The sequence below is a fragment of the Nocardioides sp. LML1-1-1.1 genome (assembly GCF_040676175.1).
In the GTDB taxonomy this organism is placed as follows: domain Bacteria; phylum Actinomycetota; class Actinomycetes; order Propionibacteriales; family Nocardioidaceae; genus Nocardioides.
The window spans coordinates 331,493-353,483 of sequence record NZ_JBEGHK010000006.1 but is presented as its reverse complement, the minus strand read 5'-3'; the positions used below and the strand labels follow the sequence as shown (position 1 = coordinate 353,483).

The following is a 21,991-nucleotide window of genomic DNA, read 5'->3' as shown; positions in this document are numbered from 1 at the left end:
ACCCCAACTCGTGGGTGGGAAACCCCAACTCGCGGGTGGGAAACCCCAAGTCAACGGGCGGGGGTGAGGGTCAGCACGTCCTCGCCGGCCTTGTCGACCGCGTCCTCGGAGAACGCCCAGGCCAGCGTCCCGCCCTCGGCCCACAGGTCGGTCTGGTCGGTGTAGTGCGCGTTGAAGGCGTGCCCGGAGGCGCCGGTCAGGTTGACCCAGCGGGCCCGGTCGAGGTCGTCCATCGGCACGACCATCCGCATCGAGGGAGCGGTCTCGACGGTGTACCCCTCGCGGGCGTCCCAGCCGGTCGCGTCGACCAGCGACCCGCCGCCGCCGACCTTCCACGGGCCCCGGTTGAAGAGCCACTCGATCGGCGCGATGCCGGACTCGCCGAGGGTCGCCGAGCGCAGGTCGAGCCGGTGCAGGGCGCCCCAGGTCCACTCGTCGGCGTTGGGCGACTGCTTCGCGGTGAGCTCGTCGCGCGCGGCGATCATCGCCTCGCGCAGGATGTCGTCACGACGCTCGACCGTCTCCTCCGACTCCACGTCGTCCCACCAGTGGTCGGCCGCGCGCGGCAGGATCGAGGAGACCACCGAGAACCACCGGTCGCCGCCGTCGGGCTCCAGCACGTCGGGCAGCTCGTCGGCGAAGGTCCGCTGCAGCAGCTGGCGCCACACCACGTTGAAGTACGCCGCCGCGGCGCTGTCGGCGCCCTGCCGGTAGTTCCACGAGCGGAGCAGCCGCTGGCCGTCGGAGTAGTAGCCCTTCGGCAGCTCCACCCGCAGCAGGTACGGCGTGAGCGCCTCCGCGATCGCGCTCCAGTTGTCGAGCTGGATGGATCCCATGTCGTCGACGCTGAGCTCGTCGTCGGCCGCGAGCAGCTCGTTGATCCGGGTGGAGCGGTAGCCCTGGTCCCAGTCGTCGGTGAGGAAGGGCGGGTAGCGCCGCGGGTCGATCACCGCCTGGTTGGCGGTGGCGATGATCCCGGACTCCGGGTCGAGGACGTGCGGCAGCGCGTCGTAGGGCACGAAGCGACCGGTCCAGCCGGTGTCCGGCAGCCAGCCCGCGGCCGGCGTCCGGCCGTCGTTGCCGCGACCGCGGATCGGCACCAGGCCGGTGGCCTGGTAGCCGATGTGGCCGCGGGTGTCGGCGTAGACGACGTTCTGCCCGGGTGCGGCGAAGTCGCTGAGCGCGGCCCGGAAGGACTTCCAGTCGGTGGCGAGGTCCAGGGCGAGCAGCGCGTCGGCCGTGGGGTGCGGCTGGAGCGCGGTCCAGGAGAGCGAGACGCCCACGTCCCAGGGGTCACCGGCGGCGCCCTCGTCGGCGTCCCCGACCGCGGCCAGCTGGTCGACCAGCCCGTCGTCGGTCAGGTCGACCGCGTCGAGCCGGTCGTCGACCGCCGCGAGGTCCGAGAGCAGCGGGCCGTGGTCGGTCGAGCGCACGGTGATCTCGACCGGGTCGCCGCCGCGGACCTTGATCGTCTCGTCCCGCTTGAGCAGCGGGCGGGTCTTCCCGTCGTACTGCCACCCGTCGTCGGTGACCCGCTCGACGTACAGGTCGGTGACGTCGGGGCCGAGGTTGGTGAAGCCCCAGGCGATGTCGCGGTTGTGGCCGATCACCACCCCGGGCACGCCGGAGAAGCTGAAGCCGGCGACGTCCATCGGGCACTCGGCGGAGATGGTGCGGCAGTGCAGGCCCACCTGGGTCCACACGCCGGGCAGGGAGACGCCCAGGTGCGGGTCGTTGGCGAGGATCGGCGCGCCGGTGCTGGTGTGGTCGCCGTCGACGACCCAGCTGTTGCTGCCGAGTCCGTCGCCCTTCCCGAGCAGCGCCGGTACGCCGGCCAGCGCCCCCTTGACCGCGGCGAGCGCCGCGAGCGTGCGGTGACCGCCGGGAGCGGGCCGCCGCAGCGGCGCGGAGCCGGTGCCGTCGGCGTCCTGGTCGAACTGCTTGCCGACCAGGCCACCCTGCTGGACGATCGGCGGGTGCCGCTGGAAGGGGTACGCCGGGTAGAGCTCCGCGGCGTCCTCCTCCCCCACGGCAGCCGTCGTCAGCGCCCGGCCGATCTCCTCCTCGAGGTTGCCGCGCAGGTCCCAGGCCATCGCCTTGAGCCAGGCGATGGAGTCGACGGCCGTCCACTTCTCCGGCGTGTAGTCGAGCCCGGTCACACCGAGCAGGGTGTACTCCAGCGCCATCTCGGAGGTGGAGCGATCGGCGAGGTAGGCGTTGACACCCTCGGCGTAGGCGTCGAGCGCGCTGCGGGTCGCCGGCCGGAGCATGGTCAGCTCCTGCTCGGCCACCCGGCGCCAGCCCAGGGTGCGCACCACGAGGTCGCTCTCCAGGCCGGCCTCGCCGAACAGCTCGGAGAGCCGGCCCGCGGTGGCGTGGCGGCGGACGTCCATCTCGAAGAACCGGTCCTGGGCGGCCACGAAGCCCTGGGCCATCATCAGGTCGTGCATCGAGTCGGCGTAGATCTGCGGGATGCCGGCGCCGTCGCGGACCACCCGCGCCTCGCCCTCGAGGCCGGAGAGCTCCAGCGTGCCGCTGGTCTGCGGCCACGGCCGGCGGACGACGACGACCGCGGTGACCAGGCCGGCGACGAGCACCAGCACCAGGAGCACGGCGAGGCCGGCCATCCAGCGCAGCGGTCGTGACCACGCACGGAACCCCCGCCGCGAGCGGTCCGCCGGCGCCGCGACGGGCGTGTCCTCGTTGCTGCTGCTTCCCTCCACCATGGTGGCGCCATTGTGCCGGGTGGGTCCGGCACGATGCCCACGGACTCCCGGGCGTGCCGTACCATTGGCACTCGAAAGTCGAGAGTGCCAACACGGAGTTCGCCGATGCCCACCTATCAGTACCTCTGCACCGCGTGCGGTCACGCGTTCGAGCAGTTCCAGAGCTTCAGCGACGACGCCCTCACGGTCTGCCCGGAGTGCGACGGCCGGCTGCGCAAGGTCTTCAACTCGGTCGGCGTGGTCTTCAAGGGCTCCGGCTTCTACAAGACCGACAGCCGCTCCTCGAGCTCGTCCACCGAGACCAGCAGCACCAGCAGCACCGGCTCGTCGACCTCGGCGACCCCCTCGACGCCGGCCGCGAGCTCCTCGGACAGCTCCTCGGCCAAGCCGGCCAGCACCTCGTCGAGCAGCTCCTCCAGCACCGGCGCGGCGGCTTCCTCCGCCTGAGGTCCGGGGGCCTGTGGATGAGGCCCGCACGCCCACGCTGACCGGCCTAGCGTGCCGGGCATGGACACCTCCCGGCGCCGTGCCGCCACCGCCCTGACCGAGCTCCGCCGCCGCGTGCTGCGCCGGCGCCGCCCGCTCGCCGCCCTGCTCGCCGCCGGCGCCGTCGCCGCGGGCCTCCACGCGCTCGCCCCGCCCGACCCGCCGAGCGTCGGCGTGCTGGTCGCCGGCCACGACCTGCCCGCCGGCCACGTGCTCGCCAGCGGCGACCTCACCGAGGTGACGGTGCCCGCGGGCGTCGTCCCGGCGGGCGCGGTGGGCCGCCCCGAGGGCCGGACGCTGGCGGCGCCGCTGCGTGCGGGCGAGCCGGTCACCGACGTACGCCTGGTGGGTGCGGGACTGGCCGACGCCCAGCCCGCCGGGACCGTCGCGGCACCGGTCCGGCTCTCCGACCCGGGCCAGGCGACGCTGCTCACGGTGGGCGACCGGATCGACCTCCTGGCCACCGACCCGCGCGGCGGGAACGCCCGCCCGCTGGCCGCCGACGCCCTGGTGCTGGCCCTCCCCGAGGCCGGTACGACGAGCGACGGCGCCCTGCCGGGACGGCTCGTCGTGCTCGCCCTGCCCGTCGCGGACGTGGAGGAGGTCACCTCGGCCTCGGTCGCGTCGTACGTGACTTATACGTGGCGTCGCAGATAGGTTGCCATGCTGAGTAGCACCACCACCGCCATATGTCTCGGAATTGAGGAGAAACCCATGTCCGGCTTCAAGAAGTTCCTGCTCCAGGGCAACTTGGTCGACCTGGCCGTTGCGTTCATCATCGGCACCGCGTTCGCCGCCGTCGTCACCACCTTCACGGCGACGCTGCTCGGCTTCATCGGCAAGGTCTTCGACCAGCCCGACTTCAGCTCGGCCACGATCGCCGACGTCAACGTCGGCCTCTTCATCAACGCCGTGATCGCCTTCGTGATCATGGCGGCCGTCGTCTACTTCCTGGTGGTCACGCCCTACACCAAGGCGAAGGAGAAGTTTTTCCCCGACCAGCCCGAGGCCGAGGCCCCCGACATCGTGCTGCTCACCCAGATCCGGGACGCGCTCACCACCCGCTGACCGTCCGTACGACCGACAGGTGCCGTCTCACCCTCCGTGGTGGGGCGGCACCTGGTCCTTGAGCCACTTCTCCGCGGCCGGCTCCGCGCCCGGCGCGGACTCGTCCTTCTCGTCGCGGGTCACCGAGGGCTCGACGTCGCCGAAGATCTCGGCGAGGCGCTGCTTGCGCTTCCAGTCGGGCTCGTCGGCGCCGGCCATCAGCACAGACCGGCCGCCGCGCGGCCTTCCTCGGACAGGCCGCCGTCGTCGGTGGCGCCGTCGGTCGGCGTGCCGGTGGCCCCGTCGGTGGCCTTGCCCGTCGCCGAGCCGCTGGGGGTGCCGGAGGACGAGGGCGCACCGGCGGAGGACGAGCCACCAGCGGACGGCGTGCCGTCCGGCTTGTCGCCGGCGCTGAGCGCGTCCTTGAGGAACTCCGCCGTCAGCGGCTTGTCCCGGCGGACCAGGCGCCACAGCTTCTGCACCTCGGGCGTCCACTCGATGCCGGCGCTCACCTTGTCGGAGTAGACCCATGGGGTGGTGACGAACTTGATGTTGTCGGCGCCGATGCCGCGCGCGGTGTTGGCGATGTCGGCGATGTCGGCGATGTCGAGGTCCGACTGCAGCGAGGACGTCGCGGCGTTCATGAACCGGATCAGCCGGTCCGGGCGGGCCAGCATGCCGGCGGTGAGCGCCTTGTTGATCATCGAGCCGATGAACGCCTGCTGGCGGCGGGTGCGGTTGGGGTCGGTGCCGTCGCCGATCCGGTATCGGGCGCGGACGTAGGTCAGCGCCTCCTTGCCCTTGATCTCGCGCGTGCCCGCCTTGAGGTGGACGTCGTGGTTGGGGTCGTCGATGTCCTGGGGGATGCAGACCTCGACGCCGTCGAGCGCGTTGACCATGTCCTTGAACTGGTTGAAGTCGACGACGACGTAGTGGTCGATCCGGACCCGGGTCAGCTGCTCGACCTGGCGCGCGGTGCACGCGGGGCCACCGGAGGCGAACGCCTCGTTCCACTTCACGTAGCCGCCGCTGCCGGGGATCTCCGCGCCGTTCTCGCGGTAGCAGACCGGGCGGACGACGGCGGTGTCGCGCGGGATCGAGATGCCGTAGGCGAACTCGCGGTCGGCAGAGAGGTGGAACAGGATCGTGGTGTCGGACAGCCCGCCGCCGGACTCGCCGTCGATGCCGTTGCCCTCACCCGAGCGGCTGTCGGAGCCCATCACGAGGACGTTGAGCGGCTCCTCGGAGCCCCCGACCTCCTCCTTCTCCGGCCGGTCGTCGCCGAGCTGGGCGGCGATCTCCTTGTGGTCGATGTTGCCGTCGAGGTTGTTGTAGAGCACGACGACGCCCACGCCGGTGAGCAGGGCCAGGCCGAGCAGGCTCGACACGATCACCTTGAAGACGAGCTTGCCGGGCTGCGGCGCCTTGCGGCGGCCGCCGCCGCGCGAGCCCCGCGGACGTCGTACGGCGCGGGAGGTCGAGACTCGGCGGGCCCGGCTGCCGGGCTCGCTCGGTCCTCCCGGTCGCGGCCGGGACGGGTTGTCCTGCGTCATCGATCACCTGGTCGTGCGGCCGCCTCGGGGCGGGGTTGCGTGGTCTTGCCGTTCGCCTTGCCGAGTCAGCGACCGTACGACGCTCGCGCGTCGCCCCCACCGTACGGACCCGGGCAAGCCCGGCGGGTCCCACGTCCGTGACCAGTGGTATGAGCGTCATTGTTCCCGCTCACCCCGCCCTGCGCCGAATCCTGTGGCGCGCACCTGACAAGATGGACCGCCGTACGCCCCCGTAGCTCAGTGGATAGAGCAGCCGCCTCCTAAGCGAAAGGTCGTAGGTTCGACTCCTACCGGGGGCACTCCTCAGCCGTCGTGCCGAGCAGCGTGGCGGTGACGAAGTCGGCGGCCGCGCGCTCGAAGGTGCGGTGCTCGGCGAGCATCGCGTGCTTCCCGCCGGGTACGTCGACGAAGTCGACCTGGTTGCGCCGGGCCAGCCGCGCGGCGAGGCCGCGGGCCCGCTGCACCGGGGCGATCCGGTCGCGCAGGCCGTGCACGAAGAGGATCCGGCGATCGCGCAGCGCGAGCCGGTCGGCGTCGTTCGGGTAGACGAAGGCGGCCAGGGCGACGACGCCCCGGACCGAGGACCGGCCGGCGGCGAGGATCGCGGCCCGCCCGCCGAGGGAGTGGCCCACCAGGCAGACCGGCACGTCGCCGTACCGCTCGGCGACCTGGTCGAGCGCCCAGTGCGCGTCCTCGACCGGGGTGTGCCGGGTGTCCCAGCCGCGGTAGGAGTTGAGCACCCGGTAGACCGCGATCCGGCGCCGGCCGGCGCGCGCGATCCGGCGGGCGACGGGGATCATCCGCAGCACCGAGAGCTGGGCGGGGCTGACCATCATCTCGCCACGGCGGGCCGCCCCGCCGTGCAGGACGACCACGACGCCCTCGGCGCCGAGCGGCTGCCGGACCGGGACCAGGCGGGGCTTGCTCACGCTACGCGCGGTACCCGCGGGAGGAGACTTCGATTCGGAGGCAACCGATCGGTCCTGCGCCGCGTCTGTAGTGACGTGATCTGGATCGCCGCTGCCGCCATGTGGACCTTCGTGCTGCTCACCCTCGCCGTGGCGATGGCTCGTCGTACGCCCCGCTGACGCGGGGTGGCTCAGGCCGGCGTGCGGCCGGCCCGCAGCCTCGCCAGCAGGATGAGCGCGCAGGCCGGGGTGATCAACAGGTTCGGGATCGCGATGGGGAGCAGGTCGTTGGCGAAGCCGTAGACGATCCACGCGGCACCTTGGATCGTCGCGATGGTCCAGGTCCACACGCTCAGCCCGCGCAGCGCGGCGTGGTCGTGGCGGCGGCCGAGGGTGTGCCGGGTCTGCGGGAGGAACTGGCCGACGTCGATGATCCCGACCAGCCAGCCGAGCGCCGCGGTCACGTCGCCGCCCCACGGCGGGTGCCGGTGACGATGGCCCAGAGGATCACGCTGGCGCACACCAGGTTGACCACGCCGGCCAGCACGACGGGGCGGGCGTGCTCCAGCGAGCCGTACGTCGCGAGCAGGATGTTGAACACGATCGCGACCGTGTACGTCGTCCGGCTCAGCGAGGCGAGGGCGCCCGGGTCGGCGCGGTGCCGGACCGCCCGCACCGCCTGCGGCAGCCACATGGTGGCGGCGCCGGCGCTGCCGACGTAGCCGATCGCCTCGATCACGGCCGGGGTCGACCGAGGAGGGCGACGGCGGCGCCGTAGCCCTCGGGGACGCGGACGTCGTGCACGGCCCAACCGGCGATGCTCCGGCCGGGTGCCTCGTCGGTGCCGAGGTAGTCGAGGTGGGGGTCGCGGCCCAGGCCGATCCCGATGCCCTTGAGGTAGGCCTCGGTGCGCGACCAGGCGCGGGTGAAGCGGACGGTGGCGCGACCGCCGTCGAGGGTGCCGTGGGCGGCGGCGGTGATCTCCTCGGTCTCGCGCGGGTGCAGCAGGCCGGAGAGCGCGACCGGGTCGTCGGGGTGACGCTCCACGTCCACCCCCACCGGTCCGTCGGCGACGGCGATCAGCACCTGGCCGGGCGTGTGCGACAGCGAGAACTCCACCGGCGCACCCTCCGCCCGCGGCCGGCCGTGCCGCTCCCCGCAGCCCGGGCACGCGTGGCGACCCCACACGACGTCCGCGGGCGCGACGCCGGTCGCGGCGCCGAGCACCAGCCGGGCGGCGGCGTGGGCGAGGACGTAGGCGCGGCGCAGCTCGGCCCGCACGTACGACGAGGCCTGCCGGCGCTCCGCCTCGTCGAGCCAGGTCGCGCCGAGGTCGAGCTCGTCGTCGCCGAAGCGCTCGGTCTCCATCCGCCACACGCCGAGCGAGCCGTCGGCACGGGCCTCGGGCACGGCCTGCAGGGATGCGAGCGTCACGGGCTCGACCGGGACCGCCGACCGATCCGGCACCGCCTCCGCAACGTCTCGACTCATCAACGCTGAGGCTAACAAGGTGCTGGTCAGCCGGCTCCGTCGGTGCGGGCCGCCTTCGCGACGGCGTTCTCGACGACGGAATTGAACCGCGAGCCGTTGGGCCAGCCGTCGTAGTGGCAGGCCAGGATGACCAGCTCGCGCAACGCCGTCGCGTCGAGCTCGCCGTTCGCGAGCGCGGCGGGCACCTGGATGCCGAGCACGTCGTCGGCACGCTGGCCGACGAGCAGGCCGATCAGGAACAGCCTCCGGTCACGGTCGCTCAGCCCCGGTCGCTGCCAGATGTCGCCGAACACGTGCTCGGCGGTGTAGCGGAAGAAGTCGCCGTCGCCGTCGGTCATGTCGAAGCCGTAGACCTGCTCCATCTTCTCCAGGCCGCGCCGCCGCGCCTCCGGGAGGTCGTCGAACTTGCCCATCAGGTCCCCAGTCCCTTCCGCAGGCGCGGGAGCGCCTCGCGTGCCAGTGGTACGTCGACCCCGAGCTCGTCCGCGAGCGCGACCGCGAAGCCCAGGTCCTTCTCCCCCAGCGCGGCGACGTGGGAGAAGACGCCGTGCCAGAAGTCGTCGGCCGCGATCGGCGCCGCCGTCGCGCGGTGCATGATCGCGCCGGGGCCCCCGGTGATCGCGTCGGTGTGCCGCACGACCTCGCCGAGCGCGACGAGGTCGAGGCCCGCCGCCTCGGCCAGGCGCTGCGCCTCGGTGACGGCGGTGAAGGCGACGAAGTGGATCAGGTTGCGGGCCAGCTTCATCCGGGTGCCGGAGCCGAGCGGGCCGGCGTGGACGACCCTGGTGCCCATCGCCTCCAGCGCCGGACGGGCCGTGGCGAAGGCGTCCTCGTCGCCGCCGACCATGATCGCCAGGCTGCCGTCGGCGGCGCCCATCGGTCCGCCGCTGACCGGTGCGTCGAGGACCCGGCGGCCGCTCGCCGCCAAGTCCGCGGGAGTGCTCGGGGCGACGGTCGAGTGGACGACGAGCACCGGGCCCCGCGGTCCCTGAGCCTGTCGAAGGGCATCCGCCACGTCGCGGACCTGCTCGTCGTCGCGGACCATCACGCAGACCACCTCGGCGTCGATCTCGGCGATCGAGCCGACGGCGGTGGCGCCCGCGGCGACCAGCTCGGCGACGGGATCGGGCGCGACGTCGTACACCTGGAGGTCGACGGCCTCGGCGGCGGCGAGCTGGAGCGCCATCGGCTTGCCGATGTTGCCGAGCCCGACGAAGCCCACCCGGAGCGCGGCCATCACAGGCGGAAGGTCTGGCCGCCGTCGACCGCCAGGATCTGGCCGGTCACCCAGGAGGCGTCGTCGGAGAGCAGGAAGAGCAGCGCGCCGACCATGTCGTCCACGGCGCCCATCCGCTTGATGGCGAGGCTGTTGCGGACGATGTCCTTGGCCGCGTCGCCCGCCTGCGTGCGGGTGGCCTCGGTGTCGGTCGGGCCCGGCGCGATCGCGTTGACCCGGATCCGCTGGCCGCCGAGCTCGTGCGCGAGCTGCTGGGTGAGGCTGTTGATGCCGGCCTTGGCGAGGCCGTAGAAGCCGGAGTAGAGGTACGCCGCCGTCGAGCTCTGGTTGACGACGGCACCGCCGCCGCGCTTGGCGATCTCGGGGTAGACGGCCCGGGTCATCACGAGCGCGCCGTCGAGGTTCACGCTCATGAACTTCCGGTAGTAGTCCCAGTCGACGGAGATCAGCAGGTTGAACTCCATGTCGCCGTAGATGGCGGCGTTGTTGACCAGGTGGTCGATGCCGCCGAGCTCCTCGACGGTCCGCGCGACCAGCGCCTCGGCCGACTCCGCCGAGGAGACGTCGCAGGCGACGAAGATCGCGCGGCCGCCGTCCTCCTCGATGCCGGCAGCCACCTTCGCCCCGGCTTCCTCGTTCAGGTCGGCGACGACGACCGCCGCGCCCTCCTTCGCCAGCGCCCGCGCGTAGGCCTCGCCGATGCCCTGCGCCGCGCCGGTGACGACGACGACCTTGTCCTCGAATCTCATGTTGCTTCCTCCCTGTCGTTGATCGAGTAGCCGCGAGGAACGAGCGGCGTGTCGAGATCACTCGGTTTCGACGCGCGCTTGCTCAACCCGCTGGCCCTGTTCCCGGCGTTCGCAGGCTCACGCCGGGAACGCCAGCGTCTTGGTCTCCAGGTACTCCTCGAACCCGGCGACACCCATCTCCCGGCCGATGCCGGACTGCTTGTAGCCCCCGAACGGGGCGTCGGGGCTGAACCACACGCCCCCGTTGACCGCGAGCGTCCCGGTCCGGATCCGCGCGGCCACCGCCTTGGCCCGCTCCAGGTCGCCCGAGTCGACGGAGCCGGAGAGCCCGTACGCCGAGTCGTTGGCGATCCGGACCGCGTCGTCGTCGCCGTCGTGCGGGATCACCACGAGCACGGGGCCGAAGATCTCCTCCTGCGCCAGGCGCGAGGAGTTGTCGAGGCCCGCCACCACGGTCGGCTCGACCCAGAAGCCGTCCTGGTCGATCACCGTGCCGCCGGTCGCGAACGTCCCGCCCTCCTCCCGCGCCACCGAGAAGTAGGAGGCGACCCGGTCCCGCTGGACCGCCGAGATCACCGGCCCGCAGATGGCGCCGGGGTCGGCGGGGTCCTTGGCGCCGATCGACTCCATCGTCTGCGCGGCGACCTGGACCGCCTCGTCGTACCGGTCACGCGGGACGATCAGCCGGGTCGTGATCGCGCAGCCCTGGCCGGCGTGGATGCAGGCGGCGAAGGCGGTGCCGCCCGCGACCGCGGCCACGTCGGCGTCGTCGAGGGCGATCGCGGCGGACTTGCCGCCGAGCTCCAGGAAGACCTTCTTCAGCGTGGGCGCGGCCGCCGCCATGATCGCCCGTCCCACCGCGGTCGAGCCGGTGAAGGACACCATGTCGATCCGCGGGTCGGTCGAGAGCACGGACGCGACCTCGTTGGACCGCGGCGTGACGACGTTGAAGACACCGGCGGGGATGTCGGTGTGCTCGGCGACGAGCCGACCCAGCTCGGCCGCCACCCACGGGGTGTCCGGGGCCGGCTTGAGCACCACGGTGCAGCCGGCCGCGAGGGCCGGGCCGACCTTGGCGAGGTTGATCTGGGTCGGCACGTTCCACGGCGTGATCGCGGCGACGACGCCGACCGGCTCGCGTCGCACCGTGCGCCGGGAGGGGATCCCCATCGGCGAGGCGACCCCGAGGTCGGTCTCGAAGGCGTAGGACTCCAGCAGGTCGGTCACCCACCTCAGCCCGTCCACCGGCACGTCGAAGCCGGCCGCGCCCATCATGAAGCCCGGCATCCCGACCTCGGCCGTGGTGAGCGCGCGGAAGGCGTCGGCGTCCTCCAGCAGCGCGGCGTGGAGCTGCCGCAGGCAGCGCACGCGCAGGTCCCGGTCGGTCGACCAGCCCGACTCGTCGAAGGCCCGGCGGGCGGCTGCGATCGCGGCGTCCACGTCGTCGGCGGTGCCGTCGGGTGCGACCCCGATCTCCCGCCCGTTCGCCGGGTTCAGGACCGGGTACGTCGCGCCGTCGGAGGCCGCGACCAGCTTGCCGTCGACCAGCTGCTGGGCCGGCGGCGGGAGCGCGGTCACCGGGCGGGCTCCTGGGTGACGTACCGCCCGGCCTCGACCGGCGGCGGCCACACCGTGGAGGGCAGCTCGTCGTGGTGGTAGTGCCCGGGCACGCCGTGCCCGGAGACCGACATCCGCTTCAGCAGGGTGTCCGGCGCCTTCCCGGCCTGGATGATCTCCAGGAAGGTGTGCGCGGTCGAGGGCATGTCGAACCAGTCGCGCTGCCACACGATCTTGACGCCCTCGTCGGTGCGCCCGACGCCGAACCAGGAGCCGCCGAGACCGAGGATCTCGTACTCCTTGCCGGCGTCGTCGAGGATCCCCGAGCGCTGCTTCCAGAAGCCGACGATCATCGCCTTCTGCTCGTCGATCACGGTGCACACGTAGTCGTAGTGCCAGCCGTCGAGGCCGTCCATCTCGATGCCGATCGCCCAGTCCCGGATCTGCTCGCGGCCCACGGCCATGAAGTGCTCGTCGGGGGCGTACATCCAGCCGTACGTCGCGTCCACGGCGTACCACTCGGCCATCACCCGCCAGTCGCCGCTCTGCTCGGCGCGGCGGTTGACGTCGAGCCAGGACGCCCAGAACTCCTCGATCTCCGCCCCGCTCAGGGGCGCGCTCAGGTCACTCATCAGTCCTCCTCGATCGAAAGGGCGAAAGCGGGGCAGTACTTCACGGCCGTGGTGACGTCGGCGCGCAGGGCCTCGTCGGGGTGCTCGTCGAGCAGCTCGACGACGTCGGCGGACTCGTCGAAGCCGAAGACGGTGGGCGCCTCGCCCTGGCAGAGCTGGTGGCCCTGGCAGATGCCGGCGTCGGCGACGACCCTCATCGGAGCCGCCGGCGGTAGCGGACCCTGGCCGGCTGCGCGAGCTGGATCACCATCTTGGTGACGTCGTCGCGGTAGGAGTCGAGCTCCTGCACCGGCTCGAAGGAGAAGTCGCGCAGGATGACGGAGAAGATCGCCTTCATCTGCATCATCGCGAAGGCGTTGCCGACGCAGCGGTGCTTGCCGGCACCGAAGGGGATCCAGGTCCAGCGGTTCTGCAGGTCCTCCTGACGCGGGTCGACGTACCGGCCGGGGTCGAAGGCGTCGGCCTTCGGGAAGTCCTCCTCGATCCGGTTCGACACCCGCGGCGAGGCCGCGAGCACCGTGCCGGCGGGGATCGTGCGGCCGAGCAGGTCGAAGTCCTCCTGCACCAGGCGCATCAGGATGACCAGCGGCGGGTGCAGCCGCAGGGTCTCCTTCAGCGCCGCCTCCAGGACCGGGATCGAGCGCAGCGCCTGGAAGGAGACCTCGCTGCCGTCGGCGTAGAGCGCGTCCAGCTCGGCGACCACGTCGCCCATCACGTCGGGGTTGCGGAGCAGCTCGATCATCGCCCAGGACGCGGTGCCGGACGAGGTGTGGTGCCCGGCGAACATCATCGAGATGAAGATGCCGGTGACCATCTCGGCGTCGTAGCCGACCGCGATGAGGACGTCGAGCAGGTCCCTGTCCTCACGCGGGATCTCGCCCTGGCCGACCCGCGCGGCGATGATCGCCTGCACCTTCGCGACCAGCTCCTCACGGGCCTGGTCGCGGATCCGGAAGTTCTCGATGTCGGCGTACGGGTCGACGTAGGCGATGGCGTCGGTGCCGTGCTCGAGGCGGTGGTAGATCTCGGCGAACGACCCGTCGAGCTGGTCGCGGAAGGGCTTGCCGATCAGGCACGAGGAGGTCGTGTAGATCGTCAGCTCGGCGAAGAAGTCGAGCAGGTCGATCTCGCCCTCGTCGCCCCAGCCGGCCACCATCCGGCGGATCTCGGCCTCGATGGTCTGCGCGTGCCCGCGCATCATGTCCCCGCGCAATGCCTGGTTCTTCAGCATCTGCTGGCGCTCCTCGGGCGAGGCGTCGAAGACCACGCCCTTGCCGAAGATCGGCGTCATGAAGGGGTACGCCGCCGCCTGGTCGAGCACGCTCTCGGGCGCCCGGAAGAAGGCCTCGTTGGCCTCCGCGCCGGTGACGAGGACGACCTGCTTGTCGGCGAGCCGGAAGCGGCCGATGTCGCCGCACTCGTCGCGGACGCGGTGGAAGAGCGCGATCGGGTCGACCCGCATCTCCGGCAGGTGCCCGGTGCCCTTGATGATCGCCGGGACGCCGGCGTCCTGGTCGTCGAGGACCGTCGAGACCTCAGGGATGGCGTCGAGGCCGGGGATGTCGTCGTCGGGGGTCGAGCCTGTCGAGACCATCACTTCTTCTCCAAGGGTGCTTCGGGGTTCACGTCGACGGGACTGAGGTGCACGCCGCGCGGCGCGCTGACGACCGTGACGATCGCGTCCGCGATCGCGGTGGCCTTGAGGAAGTGCGAGTGCCGGGCGTGCCCCCACTTGATCCACTCGGTGAGGACCTTCGCGCCGGCGTCGGCGTCCCAGTCCGAGCCCATCTCCGACCACGTCGGCCCGGGCCGTACGACGGACGCGCGCACCCCGCTGCCCTCGAGCTCCATCTGCAGCGCCTCCACCAGGCCCTCCAGCCCGGACTTGGTGGCGCTGTAGCCGCGCATGAACGGGCGCGCACGCAGGGCGGTGTCGGAGGAGACGAACACCAGGTCGCCGCGCTGCCGCTCGACCATCCCGGTGCCGAAGGCGCGGACTAGGCGGTGCGCGCCGAGCACGTTGACGTCGAACTCGGCGGCCAGCTCCTCGGTGGTGGCGTCGAGCAGGGCGCCGGGTGCGAGCAGGCCGGCGTTGCACACGACGACCTCGGCCTCCCCGAGGCCGGCACTCACGGCGGCGGCGAACTTCTCGACCGACGCCGAGGAGGCCACGTCGAGGGCGTGCACGAACGCCTCTCCCCCGGCCTCGCGGATCTCCCCGGCGAGCTCCTCCAGGCGATCCACCCGGCGGGCGCCGAGGGCGACCGGGAAGCCGGCGGCGGCGAGAGCACGGGCGGTCTCGGCACCGATCCCGGAGGAGGCACCGGCGACGACGGCGGGACGCCGGTCGGGGTGGACGGGCTTGCGTGACCCAGCCATCACGCGCTCCTGACCGTGAACGAGACCGGCAGGGACGCGAAGCCGCGCACGCTGGTGGAGTGCACCCGGACCGCACGGTCGGCGTGCACCTCGAAGTGCTCGACCCGGCGGACCAGCTCCTCCAGCACCACCCGCGCCTCCAGCCGGGCCAGGTTGGCGCCGAGGCAGAAGTGCCGTCCCGTGCCGAAGCTGAGGATCTGCGCCAGCTCGGCCTTGTCGCGGGCGATGTCGTAGACCGTCGGGTCGGTGAAGACCCGCTCGTCGCGGTTCGCGCTGCCGAGCAGGACCAGCGCCTTCGAGCCCGCGGGGATGCGGGTCCCGCCGACCTGGGCGTCCCGGACGACGTACCGCGCGAGCATCTGGCTGGAGGTGTCGTGGCGCAGGGTCTCCTCGATCCACGCCGGCACCAGGCCGGGGTCGGCGAGCACCCGGGCCTGCTGCTCGGGGTGCGCGGACAGGTGGAAGAGCGCGTTGCCGAGCAGCTTGGTGGTGGTCTCGTTGCCCGCGACCACCATGAGGAAGAGGAAGGCCATGATCTCGCCGTCGGTGAGCCGGTCGCCGTCGAGCTCGGCCGCGACCAGCGCGGAGGTCAGGTCCTCGCCCGGCGTACGACGGCACCGCGCGACCATCTCGCCGTAGTACTCGAAGAGCGCGAAGGACGCCTCCATGCCGGCCTGCGGCACGTCGCGCACGCCCTCCTCGCGGTGGACGACGAGGTCGGCCAGGCGTCGTACCTCGTCCCGGTCGGCCACCGGCACACCCATCATCTCGGAGATGACGTCCATCGGGAGCAGGCCGGCGAGGTCGCCGATCCAGTCGGCCTCACCGTGCTCGGCGTCGGCGGCGAAGGTGCGCTCCAGGTAGCGCGCGGTGAGCGCCTCGACCTCCGGCGTCAGCTCGCGCACGCGGCGCGGGGTGAAGGCCGCGGAGACCAGCTTGCGGATCCGCGACTGCTCGGGGCCGTCGAGGCCGAGGAAGCTCATCACCCGGTGCGCCTCGGGGTTCCACGCGGAGGCGTCGAGGGAGACGCCCATCCGGTTGGAGAAGGTCTCGTCGTCGCGCAGCGCCGCGAACACGTCGGCGTGCCGGGAGATCACCCAGATGTCGTCGGCGGCGGCGTGGTGGACGGGGTCCTCGTCGCGCAGCCACTGGTACGTCGGGTACGGGTCGTCCTGGAAGGCGTAGTCGTAGGGGTCGAAGAACCGGGCGCTGGTCGAGGCTCCGGTGGTCGAGCCTCCGGTGGTCGAGCCTGCCGAGACCATCAGTGGCCCCGGAGGATCACGGCGACCGCCGAGACCAGCCGCTCGGCGATCTCGTCGTAGGTCATCAGCCCCATGCCCGCCTGCAGCAGCGCGCCGGAGAACGTCAGCACCAGCACCTCCAGCACGGCCGGGTCGGCCTGCTCCCCCATCGCCGCCTCGAACCGGGCGAGGAACTCCGCGCCGATCCGCAGCCGCAGCCGGGCCACGTCGGGGTCGGTGCCGAGCAGGGCCGGGGTGACCGCGGCGGCGAGCTCGGGCTCCTCGACGATCCGGGCGGTGAGCGCCCGCATGGTGGCCTGCAGCCGTGTGGTGGCGCTGTCGCCGGCCGCCGCGGGCGCGGCGTCAGAGGTGAGGTGGCGCCAGAACAGCTCGGCGAACAGGTGGTTCTTCGAGGCCAGGTAGGTGTACGCCGTCGCCGGCGAGACCCCGGCCCGCTGCGCGACCGTGCGCACGGTCAACGCCTCGTGGCCCACCGCCCGCAGCTCCTCGAGCCCGGCGACGAGCAGCTTCTCCACGGTCTCGGCCTGGCGCGGGTTCAATCCCTGCCGCGGCGCCTCGAACACTTGACTGGACACGTGTCCAACATAGGAGACGTTCGATCCGAGCGCAAGCATTTTCCTAGAACACGTTCTAGTCTTCTGCCATGCGCAACGGGATCGTCCTCTTCACCTCCGACCGCGGCATCACGCCGGCGCGTCTGGCCAAGGCCGCCGAGGACCGCGGCTTCGACACCATCTACGTGCCCGAGCACACCCACATCCCGGTACGCCGCGACGCACTGCACCCCACCGGCGGCGAGGACCTGCCCGACGACCGCTACCTGCGCACCCTCGACCCGTGGGTCTCGCTCGCGACCTGCGCCGCGGTGACCGAGCGGATCGGGCTCTCGACCGCGGTCGCGCTGCCGGTCGAGTCCGACCCGATCACCCTGGCCAAGACGCTGGCCACCCTCGACCACCTCTCCGGCGGCCGGGTCACCATCGGCGCCGGGTTCGGCTGGAACACCGACGAGCTGACCGACCACCACGTGCCCGCCGGCAAGCGGCGCACCGTGCTCAAGGAGTACCTGGAGGCGATGCGGGCGCTGTGGACCGAGGAGGAGGCGGCCTACGACGGCGAATTCGTCTCCTTCGGCCCCAGCTGGGCCTACCCGAAGCCCCCGCAGGGCCGGATCCCGGTCATCATCGGCGCCGGTGCGGGGCCGAAGACCTTCGCCTGGATCGCCGCGCACGCCGACGGCTGGATGACCACGCCGACCACGAGCGACGTCGCGGCCAACGCCGACAAGCTGCGCAAGGCCTGGGCCGACGCCGGGCGCGAAGGACAGCCGGACGTGCGGATCCTGGTGGCCAAGCGGCCCGACGAGTCGGACTTCGCGGACTGGATGGCCGCCGGGCCCAGCGAGCTGATCTGGGGCGTCCCGGACTCCGACGAGGACAAGGTGCTCGCCTACCTCGACAAGCTGGCGGGCCGGCTGGGGCTGGCGTGAGCAGGTACGCCGACCTCTCCCGCGCGGAGCTCGCGGCCGTCGTACCGGAGCTGTTGCTGATGGGCCAGCTCATCGACCGCTCCGGGATGGCCTGGTGCATCGCGGCCTTCGGGCGCGAGGAGATGCTGCAGGTCGCGATCGAGGAGTGGGCGGCGGCGAGCCCGGTCTACACCCGGCGGATGCAGGCGGCGCTCGGCTACGCCCCCGACGTACCGGGGCAGGGCGACGTGGTCACGATCTTCAAGGGCCTGCAGCTCGACATCGGCGCGCCGCCGCAGTTCATGGACTTCCGCTACACGGTGCACGACCCGTGGCACGGCGAGTTCCGGCTCGACCACTGCGGCGCGCTGATGGACGTGGAGCCGATGGGCGAGGACTACGTGCGTGGCATGTGCCACGACATCGAGGACCCGACCTTCGACGCCACCGCGATCGCCTCCAACCCGCACGCCCAGGTCCGCCCCATCCACCGTCCGCCGCGCACGCCCGTCGACCGGCACCCGCACTGCGCGTGGACCGTCGTGATCGACGACGCGCACCCCGAGCCCGAGCCGGTGCCCGCGCTCGCCGTCGTCGAGCGCTCCCGTGCGGCCACGCTCGCCCTGGCACCGGTGGACGCCTCCGACGAGGGCCGCTCCGACTACGCCGGGCCGCTGCTCTCCGACCTCGACTTCTCCACCTTCTCGCACTCCGCGCTGGTGCGCATCGCCGACGAGGTCTGCCTGCAGATGCACCTGCTGGACCGCTCGTTCGCGCTCGCCGTCGCCGAGCGCACCGAGACCGACGCCGAGCTGCTCAAGCTGCGCCGCAAGCAGCTCGTCGGCGTCGCGGGCATCGGGGCCGAGCGGCTCGGCCGGGCACTGGGCCTCGACCGGCTCGACCCGGTCGAGGGCGCGCCGCGGCTGCTCGCCGCGCACCCCCTGCTCAACCCCGCCGAGTACGTCGACGCCGAGGTCTCCGGCGACACGCTCGTCGTGCGCCCCGGCCCCGCCGACGAGGACGGCGCCTGGATCTCGCTGTGCGGCCCGCACTGGACCGCCGCGCTCCAGGCGGTGGTCCGCGGCCTGGATGCGCACCTCGACGTCGAGGTCTCCCCGCTGGCCGGGGAGGCGGGCTGGCAGGCGCTCGTCGTACGCCGGGACGAACCGGCGCCGGAGGCGTCCGAGGTGGCGGTGGTGCGCTTCAGCACCGGCGCGGCCTTCGAGTTCCAGCCGCGCCGGTCGCTGCCGATCACCCCGGTCTAGGCCACCGCCCGCCCGGGCTTGTAACTCGGTGTTCGGGCATCCACCACGGACTCGTGACCGGTCAGGACCCCGTGGTAGATGCCCGAACACCGAGTTACAAGCGGGCTGGGTCAGGCGACCTCGTCGAGCCGGCCGGTCGCGACGTCGAACACGAACCCGCGGATGCTGTCCTTGACCGGGATGAACGGCGAGGCCGCGATCCGGTTGATCGACTGCCGCACGTCGGCGGCCGCGTCCGGGAAGGCCTCGCTCTCCCAGGCCGGCTTGATGCCGGTGTCCTGCTCGATGTCGGCCTTGAAGGCGTCGTCGGTGAAGGTGACCATGCCGCAGTCGGTGTGGTGGATGAGGATGATCTCCTTCGTGCCGAGCAGCCGCTGGCTGATCGTCAGCGAGCGGATCTCGTCCTCGGTGATGACGCCGCCGGCGTTGCGGATGACGTGCGCCTCGCCCTCGGCGAGCCCGAGCACGCCGTAGACGTTGATGCGGGCGTCCATGCACGCAACCACGGCGACCTGCTTGGCGGGCGGGAGGGGCAGGGGGCCGGAGAAGGAGGCGGCGTACGCCTCGTTGTTGCGCAGCAGCTCGTCGGTGACGGACATGGTGGAGCACCTTTCGTCGGATGCTCCTCACGCTAGTTATCCGATCGACTTCCTCCTAGATCCCGCCATGCAGCCTTCTGCGCGAAAAGTGAAAGGTTCCGGCGAGGCCTGGCTCCTACCCGTGTCCCACCCGCACCACCGAGGGAGCCCGATGTGCCGATCCACCCCTGTGACCCGCCCGATCTCCGTACGATCGCGCCATGACCCCCGCGGGTGCGCTCCCCGACGCGGACCTGGTCACCGGTGTGCTGGCCGGCGACCGGCTGGCGTTCGCCGGCGTCTACGAGCGGTACGCCGACCGGCTGCACGACTTCGCCTTCTCGATGCTCCGCAACCGCGAGGAGGCCGCGGACTGCGTGGCCGACTCGTTCGTGGTGATGGCCGAGAAGCTCGCCCAGCTGCGCGACCGCTCGCGGCTGCGGCCGTGGCTGTACTCCGTGGTCCGCAACGAGTGCCTGCGCACCTTGCGCGCACGTGCCCGCGAGGCGCACGACGACGAGTGGCTGGAAGCCATGCCTGACCAGGCCAGCGGGCCCGAGGACCAGGTCGCCGACGCCGAGGTCACCGAGGAGCTGCAGGCCCTCGTCTGGTCGGCGGTCGAGGGCCTCAACGACCGCGACCGCGCGCTCATCGACCTGCACCTGCGCCAGGGGCTGGAGGGCGCCGAGCTCGCCGCCGCCATGGACGTCACCCCGGCCAACGCCTACGTGATGCTCAGCCGCGCCCGCGACCAGGTCGAGCGTGCGCTCGGGGCGCTGCTCGTCGCGCGGCGCGGATCGGACGACTGCGACGAGCTGGCGAGCGTGCTGAGTGGCTGGGACGGCACCTTCTCACCGCTGATCCGCAAGCGGGTGGCCCGGCACATCGACGGCTGCGAGACCTGCACCGGCCGGCGCCGGCTGATGGTGAGCCCGCTGGCCCTGCTCGCCGGCGTGCCCGCCTTCGCGGCGCCGCTCGCGCTGCGGGAGCGGGTGCTCGACGACGAGCGGCTGGTGGCCTTCTACGTCGACCTGCCGGTCGTCGGGCCGCCTGCCGCCCGCAGCCGGCGCGGGCTGGCCGCGGTCGGCGGCGTGCTGCTGCTCCTGCTCGGGGTGCTCGCCGTCGTGCTGCTGTGGCCCGACGGCGCCGACACCGAGAACGCCGTCGACCCGTTGCCGACGTCGTCCGCACCGACCACCCCGCCGGTCACCGCCACCACCGCGGCGCCGGCGGCGTCGGCCGTCGCCACACCCGATGCCCCCTCGTCCTCCGCGCCCACGACCGCCTCCTCGGCGCCGAGCTCGGCACCCACCTCGCTCGCCGCCGCACCCGGCGACCTGCGCGCCTCCACCCGGTCGGTCGACCTCGGCGGCAGCGGTACGTCGCGGACGGTCCGGCTCACCAACGCCGGCGGCAGCCCGGTCCCCTTCACCGCCCGCTCCCGTGCCTCCTGGCTCTCGGTCCCCACCGCCGGCGGCACCGTCGCCGCCGGGTCGTCCGCCGGCCTGCGGGTGGTCGCGAGCCGGGCCGGGCTCGGTGAGGGCACCCACCGCGGCGAGGTGGCCGTCACCTGGTCCGGCGGCACGATCGTGGTCACCGTGACGCTCAGCGTGAACCGGCCGCCGGTCGTGGACGCGATCGCCACGAGCGGCACGGACTGCACGATCACCGTCAGCGCCCAGGTCACCGACGGCAGCGGCGTCCGGTCCGTCCAGGTGCGCTGGTCCGGTGCCGTCAGCGGCCAGAAGGCGGCCGGGCACAGCGGCAGCACCTGGTCCACCTCGATCGGCCCCATCGGCACCGGTGGCGCGCTCACGGTGACCTTCACCGCGACCGACCGCGGCGGGCTGACCAGCAGCCGGTCGCGGACGTTCACCGTGAACCCCTGCCCCGGCTGACTTCCTGCAAGGTCCGGGCCGCCCGTTGCTCCTAGGAGCATGCGCAAGCTCCTCGCCGACAGCGTCGCCGTCCTCGCCCTCCTCGCGGGGACGGCGGGTGCCGTCGCCGCCCTGCACTCCCCCGACCCGGCCCCCGCGCCGCACGAGGTCCGCACGATCACGCTGCCGCCGGCGCCCGACCGGCCGGCGGCGCCCGTGCCCGTCGTACGGGTGGGGGCGCCGACGCGGATCGAGGTCCCCGCGATCGGCGTCGACGAGCCGCTCACCGGGCGCGGCCTGAAGCCCGACGGCGCGCTCGACACCCCCGCCTTCGGCGCCGCCTCCTGGTACGCCCCCGGCCCCCGCCCCGGCGAGCCCGGCGGCGCGGTCGTCGTCGCCCACGTGCACGGCCCCGACGGACCCGACGTGTTCTGGGACCTGGCCACGCTGCGCCCCGGCGACGTCGTCCGCGTCCACCGGCCCGGCAACGTCGCCGTCTTCGTCGTCGACACGGTCGAGGACGTGCCGAAGGAGCGCCTGCCCTACGACCGGATCTGGCCCGCCACCGACGAGCCGCTGCTGCGGCTGGTCACCTGTGGTGGGACGCGGACCGCGACGGGCTATCCCGACAACACGATCGTCTTCGCGCACCTGGCCGGCACCGCGTCGTTGCCCTGAGCCGCGGGCGGCCCGTGCGGGGCTGACGCGATGACCGCGTCCCCGGACTGCTACGCCACGCTGCTCGCGGGCGGGCTCGACCTCGAGCCGATCACCGT

25 protein-coding genes and 1 tRNA gene are annotated in these 21,991 nt (G+C 72.7%); 8 read left to right on the top strand and 18 right to left on the bottom strand.

Annotated elements, in window-relative coordinates; all coding sequences use genetic code 11:
* Nucleotides 1–50: 50 nt before the first annotated feature.
* Nucleotides 51–2,726, bottom strand: a complete 2,676-nt coding sequence (locus MRBLML1_RS20930) for a penicillin acylase family protein (RefSeq protein ID WP_364519674.1) — start codon at nucleotides 2,724–2,726, stop codon at nucleotides 51–53.
* A gap of 105 nt (nucleotides 2,727–2,831) precedes the next feature.
* Between MRBLML1_RS20930 and MRBLML1_RS20925 the strand changes: the two genes are divergently transcribed.
* The 3 genes from MRBLML1_RS20925 to mscL are packed head-to-tail and all read left to right on the top strand — an operon-like array spanning nucleotide 2,832 to nucleotide 4,280.
* Nucleotides 2,832–3,173, top strand: coding sequence for an FmdB family zinc ribbon protein (locus tag MRBLML1_RS20925; RefSeq protein WP_364519672.1), 342 nt, complete (start codon nucleotides 2,832–2,834; stop codon nucleotides 3,171–3,173).
* Between the two features lie 60 nt (nucleotides 3,174–3,233).
* Nucleotides 3,234–3,869 (top strand): SAF domain-containing protein, encoded by a 636-nt coding sequence (locus MRBLML1_RS20920; RefSeq protein WP_364519670.1) that lies wholly within the window; start codon nucleotides 3,234–3,236, stop codon nucleotides 3,867–3,869.
* Between the two features lie 57 nt (nucleotides 3,870–3,926).
* The gene (mscL, locus tag MRBLML1_RS20915) at nucleotides 3,927–4,280 is read left to right on the top strand and encodes a large conductance mechanosensitive channel protein MscL (protein WP_364519668.1); all 354 of its coding nucleotides are present in this window, start codon (nucleotides 3,927–3,929) and stop codon (nucleotides 4,278–4,280) included.
* 27 nt (nucleotides 4,281–4,307) lie between these two features.
* Here mscL and MRBLML1_RS20910 read toward each other — a convergent pair whose 3' ends face one another.
* On the bottom strand, nucleotides 4,308–4,478 hold the full coding sequence (locus MRBLML1_RS20910; protein ID WP_364519666.1) for a hypothetical protein: 171 nt from the start codon (nucleotides 4,476–4,478) through the stop codon (nucleotides 4,308–4,310).
* Nucleotides 4,478–5,812, bottom strand: a complete 1,335-nt coding sequence (locus MRBLML1_RS20905) for an LCP family protein (protein ID WP_364519664.1) — start codon at nucleotides 5,810–5,812, stop codon at nucleotides 4,478–4,480. Before MRBLML1_RS20905 ends, MRBLML1_RS20910 begins: the two co-directional genes overlap by 1 nt.
* 226 nt (nucleotides 5,813–6,038) lie before the next feature.
* Here MRBLML1_RS20905 and MRBLML1_RS20900 point away from each other — a divergent pair.
* Nucleotides 6,039–6,111 (top strand) — tRNA-Arg (locus MRBLML1_RS20900).
* Here MRBLML1_RS20900 and MRBLML1_RS20895 read toward each other — a convergent pair.
* The 14 genes from MRBLML1_RS20895 to MRBLML1_RS20830 all read right to left on the bottom strand — a co-directional run bounded on the left by MRBLML1_RS20895 (nucleotide 6,100) and on the right by MRBLML1_RS20830 (nucleotide 16,602).
* Nucleotides 6,100–6,741, bottom strand: a complete 642-nt coding sequence (locus MRBLML1_RS20895) for an alpha/beta hydrolase (RefSeq protein ID WP_364519662.1) — start codon at nucleotides 6,739–6,741, stop codon at nucleotides 6,100–6,102. The genes MRBLML1_RS20900 and MRBLML1_RS20895 overlap by 12 nt on opposite strands.
* Before the next feature lie 170 nt (nucleotides 6,742–6,911).
* A complete protein-coding gene (locus MRBLML1_RS20890) occupies nucleotides 6,912–7,184 on the bottom strand; it encodes a hypothetical protein (RefSeq protein WP_364519660.1) in 273 nt (90 codons plus the stop codon).
* Nucleotides 7,181–7,459 carry a hypothetical protein gene (locus tag MRBLML1_RS20885; protein ID WP_364519658.1) on the bottom strand — a complete coding sequence of 93 codons (279 nt, stop codon included), beginning with the start codon at nucleotides 7,457–7,459 and terminating at the stop codon, nucleotides 7,181–7,183. The genes MRBLML1_RS20890 and MRBLML1_RS20885 overlap by 4 nt, the downstream gene beginning before the upstream one ends.
* On the bottom strand, nucleotides 7,456–8,154 hold the full coding sequence (locus MRBLML1_RS20880; protein WP_364519656.1) for a 4'-phosphopantetheinyl transferase family protein: 699 nt from the start codon (nucleotides 8,152–8,154) through the stop codon (nucleotides 7,456–7,458). The genes MRBLML1_RS20885 and MRBLML1_RS20880 overlap by 4 nt, the downstream gene beginning before the upstream one ends.
* Before the next feature lie 83 nt (nucleotides 8,155–8,237).
* Complete coding sequence (locus MRBLML1_RS20875) at nucleotides 8,238–8,624, bottom strand: carboxymuconolactone decarboxylase family protein (protein ID WP_364519654.1); 387 nt, start codon at nucleotides 8,622–8,624, stop codon at nucleotides 8,238–8,240.
* Nucleotides 8,624–9,448, bottom strand: a complete 825-nt coding sequence (locus tag MRBLML1_RS20870; RefSeq protein ID WP_364519732.1) for an NAD(P)-dependent oxidoreductase — start codon at nucleotides 9,446–9,448, stop codon at nucleotides 8,624–8,626. The genes MRBLML1_RS20875 and MRBLML1_RS20870 overlap by 1 nt, the downstream gene beginning before the upstream one ends.
* Nucleotides 9,448–10,197 carry an SDR family oxidoreductase gene (locus tag MRBLML1_RS20865; RefSeq protein ID WP_364519652.1) on the bottom strand — a complete coding sequence of 250 codons (750 nt, stop codon included), beginning with the start codon at nucleotides 10,195–10,197 and terminating at the stop codon, nucleotides 9,448–9,450. The genes MRBLML1_RS20870 and MRBLML1_RS20865 overlap by 1 nt, the downstream gene beginning before the upstream one ends.
* Nucleotides 10,198–10,314: 117 nt before the next feature.
* Nucleotides 10,315–11,775 carry an aldehyde dehydrogenase gene (locus tag MRBLML1_RS20860; protein ID WP_364519650.1) on the bottom strand — a complete coding sequence of 487 codons (1,461 nt, stop codon included), beginning with the start codon at nucleotides 11,773–11,775 and terminating at the stop codon, nucleotides 10,315–10,317.
* Nucleotides 11,772–12,386 (bottom strand): hypothetical protein, encoded by a 615-nt coding sequence (locus tag MRBLML1_RS20855; protein WP_364519648.1) that lies wholly within the window; start codon nucleotides 12,384–12,386, stop codon nucleotides 11,772–11,774. The genes MRBLML1_RS20860 and MRBLML1_RS20855 overlap by 4 nt, the downstream gene beginning before the upstream one ends.
* The gene (locus tag MRBLML1_RS20850; RefSeq protein WP_364519646.1) at nucleotides 12,386–12,583 is read right to left on the bottom strand and encodes a ferredoxin; all 198 of its coding nucleotides are present in this window, start codon (nucleotides 12,581–12,583) and stop codon (nucleotides 12,386–12,388) included. The genes MRBLML1_RS20855 and MRBLML1_RS20850 overlap by 1 nt, the downstream gene beginning before the upstream one ends.
* Nucleotides 12,580–13,980, bottom strand: a complete 1,401-nt coding sequence (locus MRBLML1_RS20845; protein ID WP_364519644.1) for a cytochrome P450 — start codon at nucleotides 13,978–13,980, stop codon at nucleotides 12,580–12,582. Before MRBLML1_RS20845 ends, MRBLML1_RS20850 begins: the two co-directional genes overlap by 4 nt.
* A complete protein-coding gene (locus MRBLML1_RS20840) occupies nucleotides 13,980–14,765 on the bottom strand; it encodes an SDR family oxidoreductase (protein WP_364519641.1) in 786 nt (261 codons plus the stop codon). Before MRBLML1_RS20840 ends, MRBLML1_RS20845 begins: the two co-directional genes overlap by 1 nt.
* A complete protein-coding gene (locus MRBLML1_RS20835) occupies nucleotides 14,765–16,027 on the bottom strand; it encodes a cytochrome P450 (RefSeq protein ID WP_364519639.1) in 1,263 nt (420 codons plus the stop codon). The genes MRBLML1_RS20840 and MRBLML1_RS20835 overlap by 1 nt, the downstream gene beginning before the upstream one ends.
* Nucleotides 16,027–16,602 (bottom strand): TetR/AcrR family transcriptional regulator, encoded by a 576-nt coding sequence (locus tag MRBLML1_RS20830; protein ID WP_364519637.1) that lies wholly within the window; start codon nucleotides 16,600–16,602, stop codon nucleotides 16,027–16,029. Before MRBLML1_RS20830 ends, MRBLML1_RS20835 begins: the two co-directional genes overlap by 1 nt.
* Before the next feature lie 68 nt (nucleotides 16,603–16,670).
* Between MRBLML1_RS20830 and MRBLML1_RS20825 the strand changes: the two genes are divergently transcribed.
* Complete coding sequence (locus tag MRBLML1_RS20825; RefSeq protein ID WP_364519635.1) at nucleotides 16,671–17,516, top strand: LLM class F420-dependent oxidoreductase; 846 nt, start codon at nucleotides 16,671–16,673, stop codon at nucleotides 17,514–17,516.
* A complete protein-coding gene (locus MRBLML1_RS20820; protein WP_364519633.1) occupies nucleotides 17,513–18,760 on the top strand; it encodes a hypothetical protein in 1,248 nt (415 codons plus the stop codon). Before MRBLML1_RS20825 ends, MRBLML1_RS20820 begins: the two co-directional genes overlap by 4 nt.
* 110 nt (nucleotides 18,761–18,870) lie before the next feature.
* Here MRBLML1_RS20820 and MRBLML1_RS20815 read toward each other — a convergent pair whose 3' ends face one another.
* Nucleotides 18,871–19,359: a beta-class carbonic anhydrase gene (locus MRBLML1_RS20815; RefSeq protein WP_364519631.1), complete on the bottom strand. Its 489-nt coding sequence runs from the start codon at nucleotides 19,357–19,359 to the stop codon at nucleotides 18,871–18,873.
* A 200-nt stretch (nucleotides 19,360–19,559) separates the two neighbouring features.
* Between MRBLML1_RS20815 and MRBLML1_RS20810 the strand changes: the two genes are divergently transcribed.
* Complete coding sequence (locus MRBLML1_RS20810; RefSeq protein WP_364519629.1) at nucleotides 19,560–21,236, top strand: sigma-70 family RNA polymerase sigma factor; 1,677 nt, start codon at nucleotides 19,560–19,562, stop codon at nucleotides 21,234–21,236.
* 39 nt (nucleotides 21,237–21,275) lie between these two features.
* Entirely contained in the window at nucleotides 21,276–21,893 is a 618-nt protein-coding gene (locus MRBLML1_RS20805) for a sortase domain-bontaining protein (protein ID WP_364519627.1), read from the top strand.
* The last annotated feature ends 98 nt before the right edge of the window (nucleotides 21,894–21,991 follow it).

Bases quoted from the DNA above. Each gene is read 5' to 3' on its own strand.
- MRBLML1_RS20875 (WP_364519654.1), bottom strand. From the start codon at position 8,624: ATGGGCAAGTTCGACGACCTCCCGGAGGCGCGGCGGCGCGGCCTGGAG.
- mscL (WP_364519668.1), top strand. From the start codon at position 3,927: ATGTCCGGCTTCAAGAAGTTCCTGCTCCAGGGCAACTTGGTCGACCTG.
- MRBLML1_RS20925 (WP_364519672.1), top strand. From the start codon at position 2,832: ATGCCCACCTATCAGTACCTCTGCACCGCGTGCGGTCACGCGTTCGAG.
- MRBLML1_RS20850 (WP_364519646.1), bottom strand. From the start codon at position 12,583: ATGAGGGTCGTCGCCGACGCCGGCATCTGCCAGGGCCACCAGCTCTGC.
- MRBLML1_RS20920 (WP_364519670.1), top strand. From the start codon at position 3,234: ATGGACACCTCCCGGCGCCGTGCCGCCACCGCCCTGACCGAGCTCCGC.
- MRBLML1_RS20870 (WP_364519732.1), bottom strand. From the start codon at position 9,448: ATGGCCGCGCTCCGGGTGGGCTTCGTCGGGCTCGGCAACATCGGCAAG.
- MRBLML1_RS20805 (WP_364519627.1), top strand. From the start codon at position 21,276: ATGCGCAAGCTCCTCGCCGACAGCGTCGCCGTCCTCGCCCTCCTCGCG.
- MRBLML1_RS20835 (WP_364519639.1), bottom strand. From the start codon at position 16,027: ATGGTCTCGGCAGGCTCGACCACCGGAGGCTCGACCACCGGAGCCTCG.
- MRBLML1_RS20930 (WP_364519674.1), bottom strand. From the start codon at position 2,726: ATGGTGGAGGGAAGCAGCAGCAACGAGGACACGCCCGTCGCGGCGCCG.
- MRBLML1_RS20905 (WP_364519664.1), bottom strand. From the start codon at position 5,812: ATGACGCAGGACAACCCGTCCCGGCCGCGACCGGGAGGACCGAGCGAG.
- MRBLML1_RS20825 (WP_364519635.1), top strand. From the start codon at position 16,671: ATGCGCAACGGGATCGTCCTCTTCACCTCCGACCGCGGCATCACGCCG.
- MRBLML1_RS20810 (WP_364519629.1), top strand. From the start codon at position 19,560: ATGACCCCCGCGGGTGCGCTCCCCGACGCGGACCTGGTCACCGGTGTG.
- MRBLML1_RS20845 (WP_364519644.1), bottom strand. From the start codon at position 13,980: ATGGTCTCGACAGGCTCGACCCCCGACGACGACATCCCCGGCCTCGAC.
- MRBLML1_RS20910 (WP_364519666.1), bottom strand. From the start codon at position 4,478: ATGGCCGGCGCCGACGAGCCCGACTGGAAGCGCAAGCAGCGCCTCGCC.
- MRBLML1_RS20855 (WP_364519648.1), bottom strand. From the start codon at position 12,386: ATGAGTGACCTGAGCGCGCCCCTGAGCGGGGCGGAGATCGAGGAGTTC.
- MRBLML1_RS20815 (WP_364519631.1), bottom strand. From the start codon at position 19,359: ATGTCCGTCACCGACGAGCTGCTGCGCAACAACGAGGCGTACGCCGCC.
- MRBLML1_RS20840 (WP_364519641.1), bottom strand. From the start codon at position 14,765: ATGGCTGGGTCACGCAAGCCCGTCCACCCCGACCGGCGTCCCGCCGTC.
- MRBLML1_RS20865 (WP_364519652.1), bottom strand. From the start codon at position 10,197: ATGAGATTCGAGGACAAGGTCGTCGTCGTCACCGGCGCGGCGCAGGGC.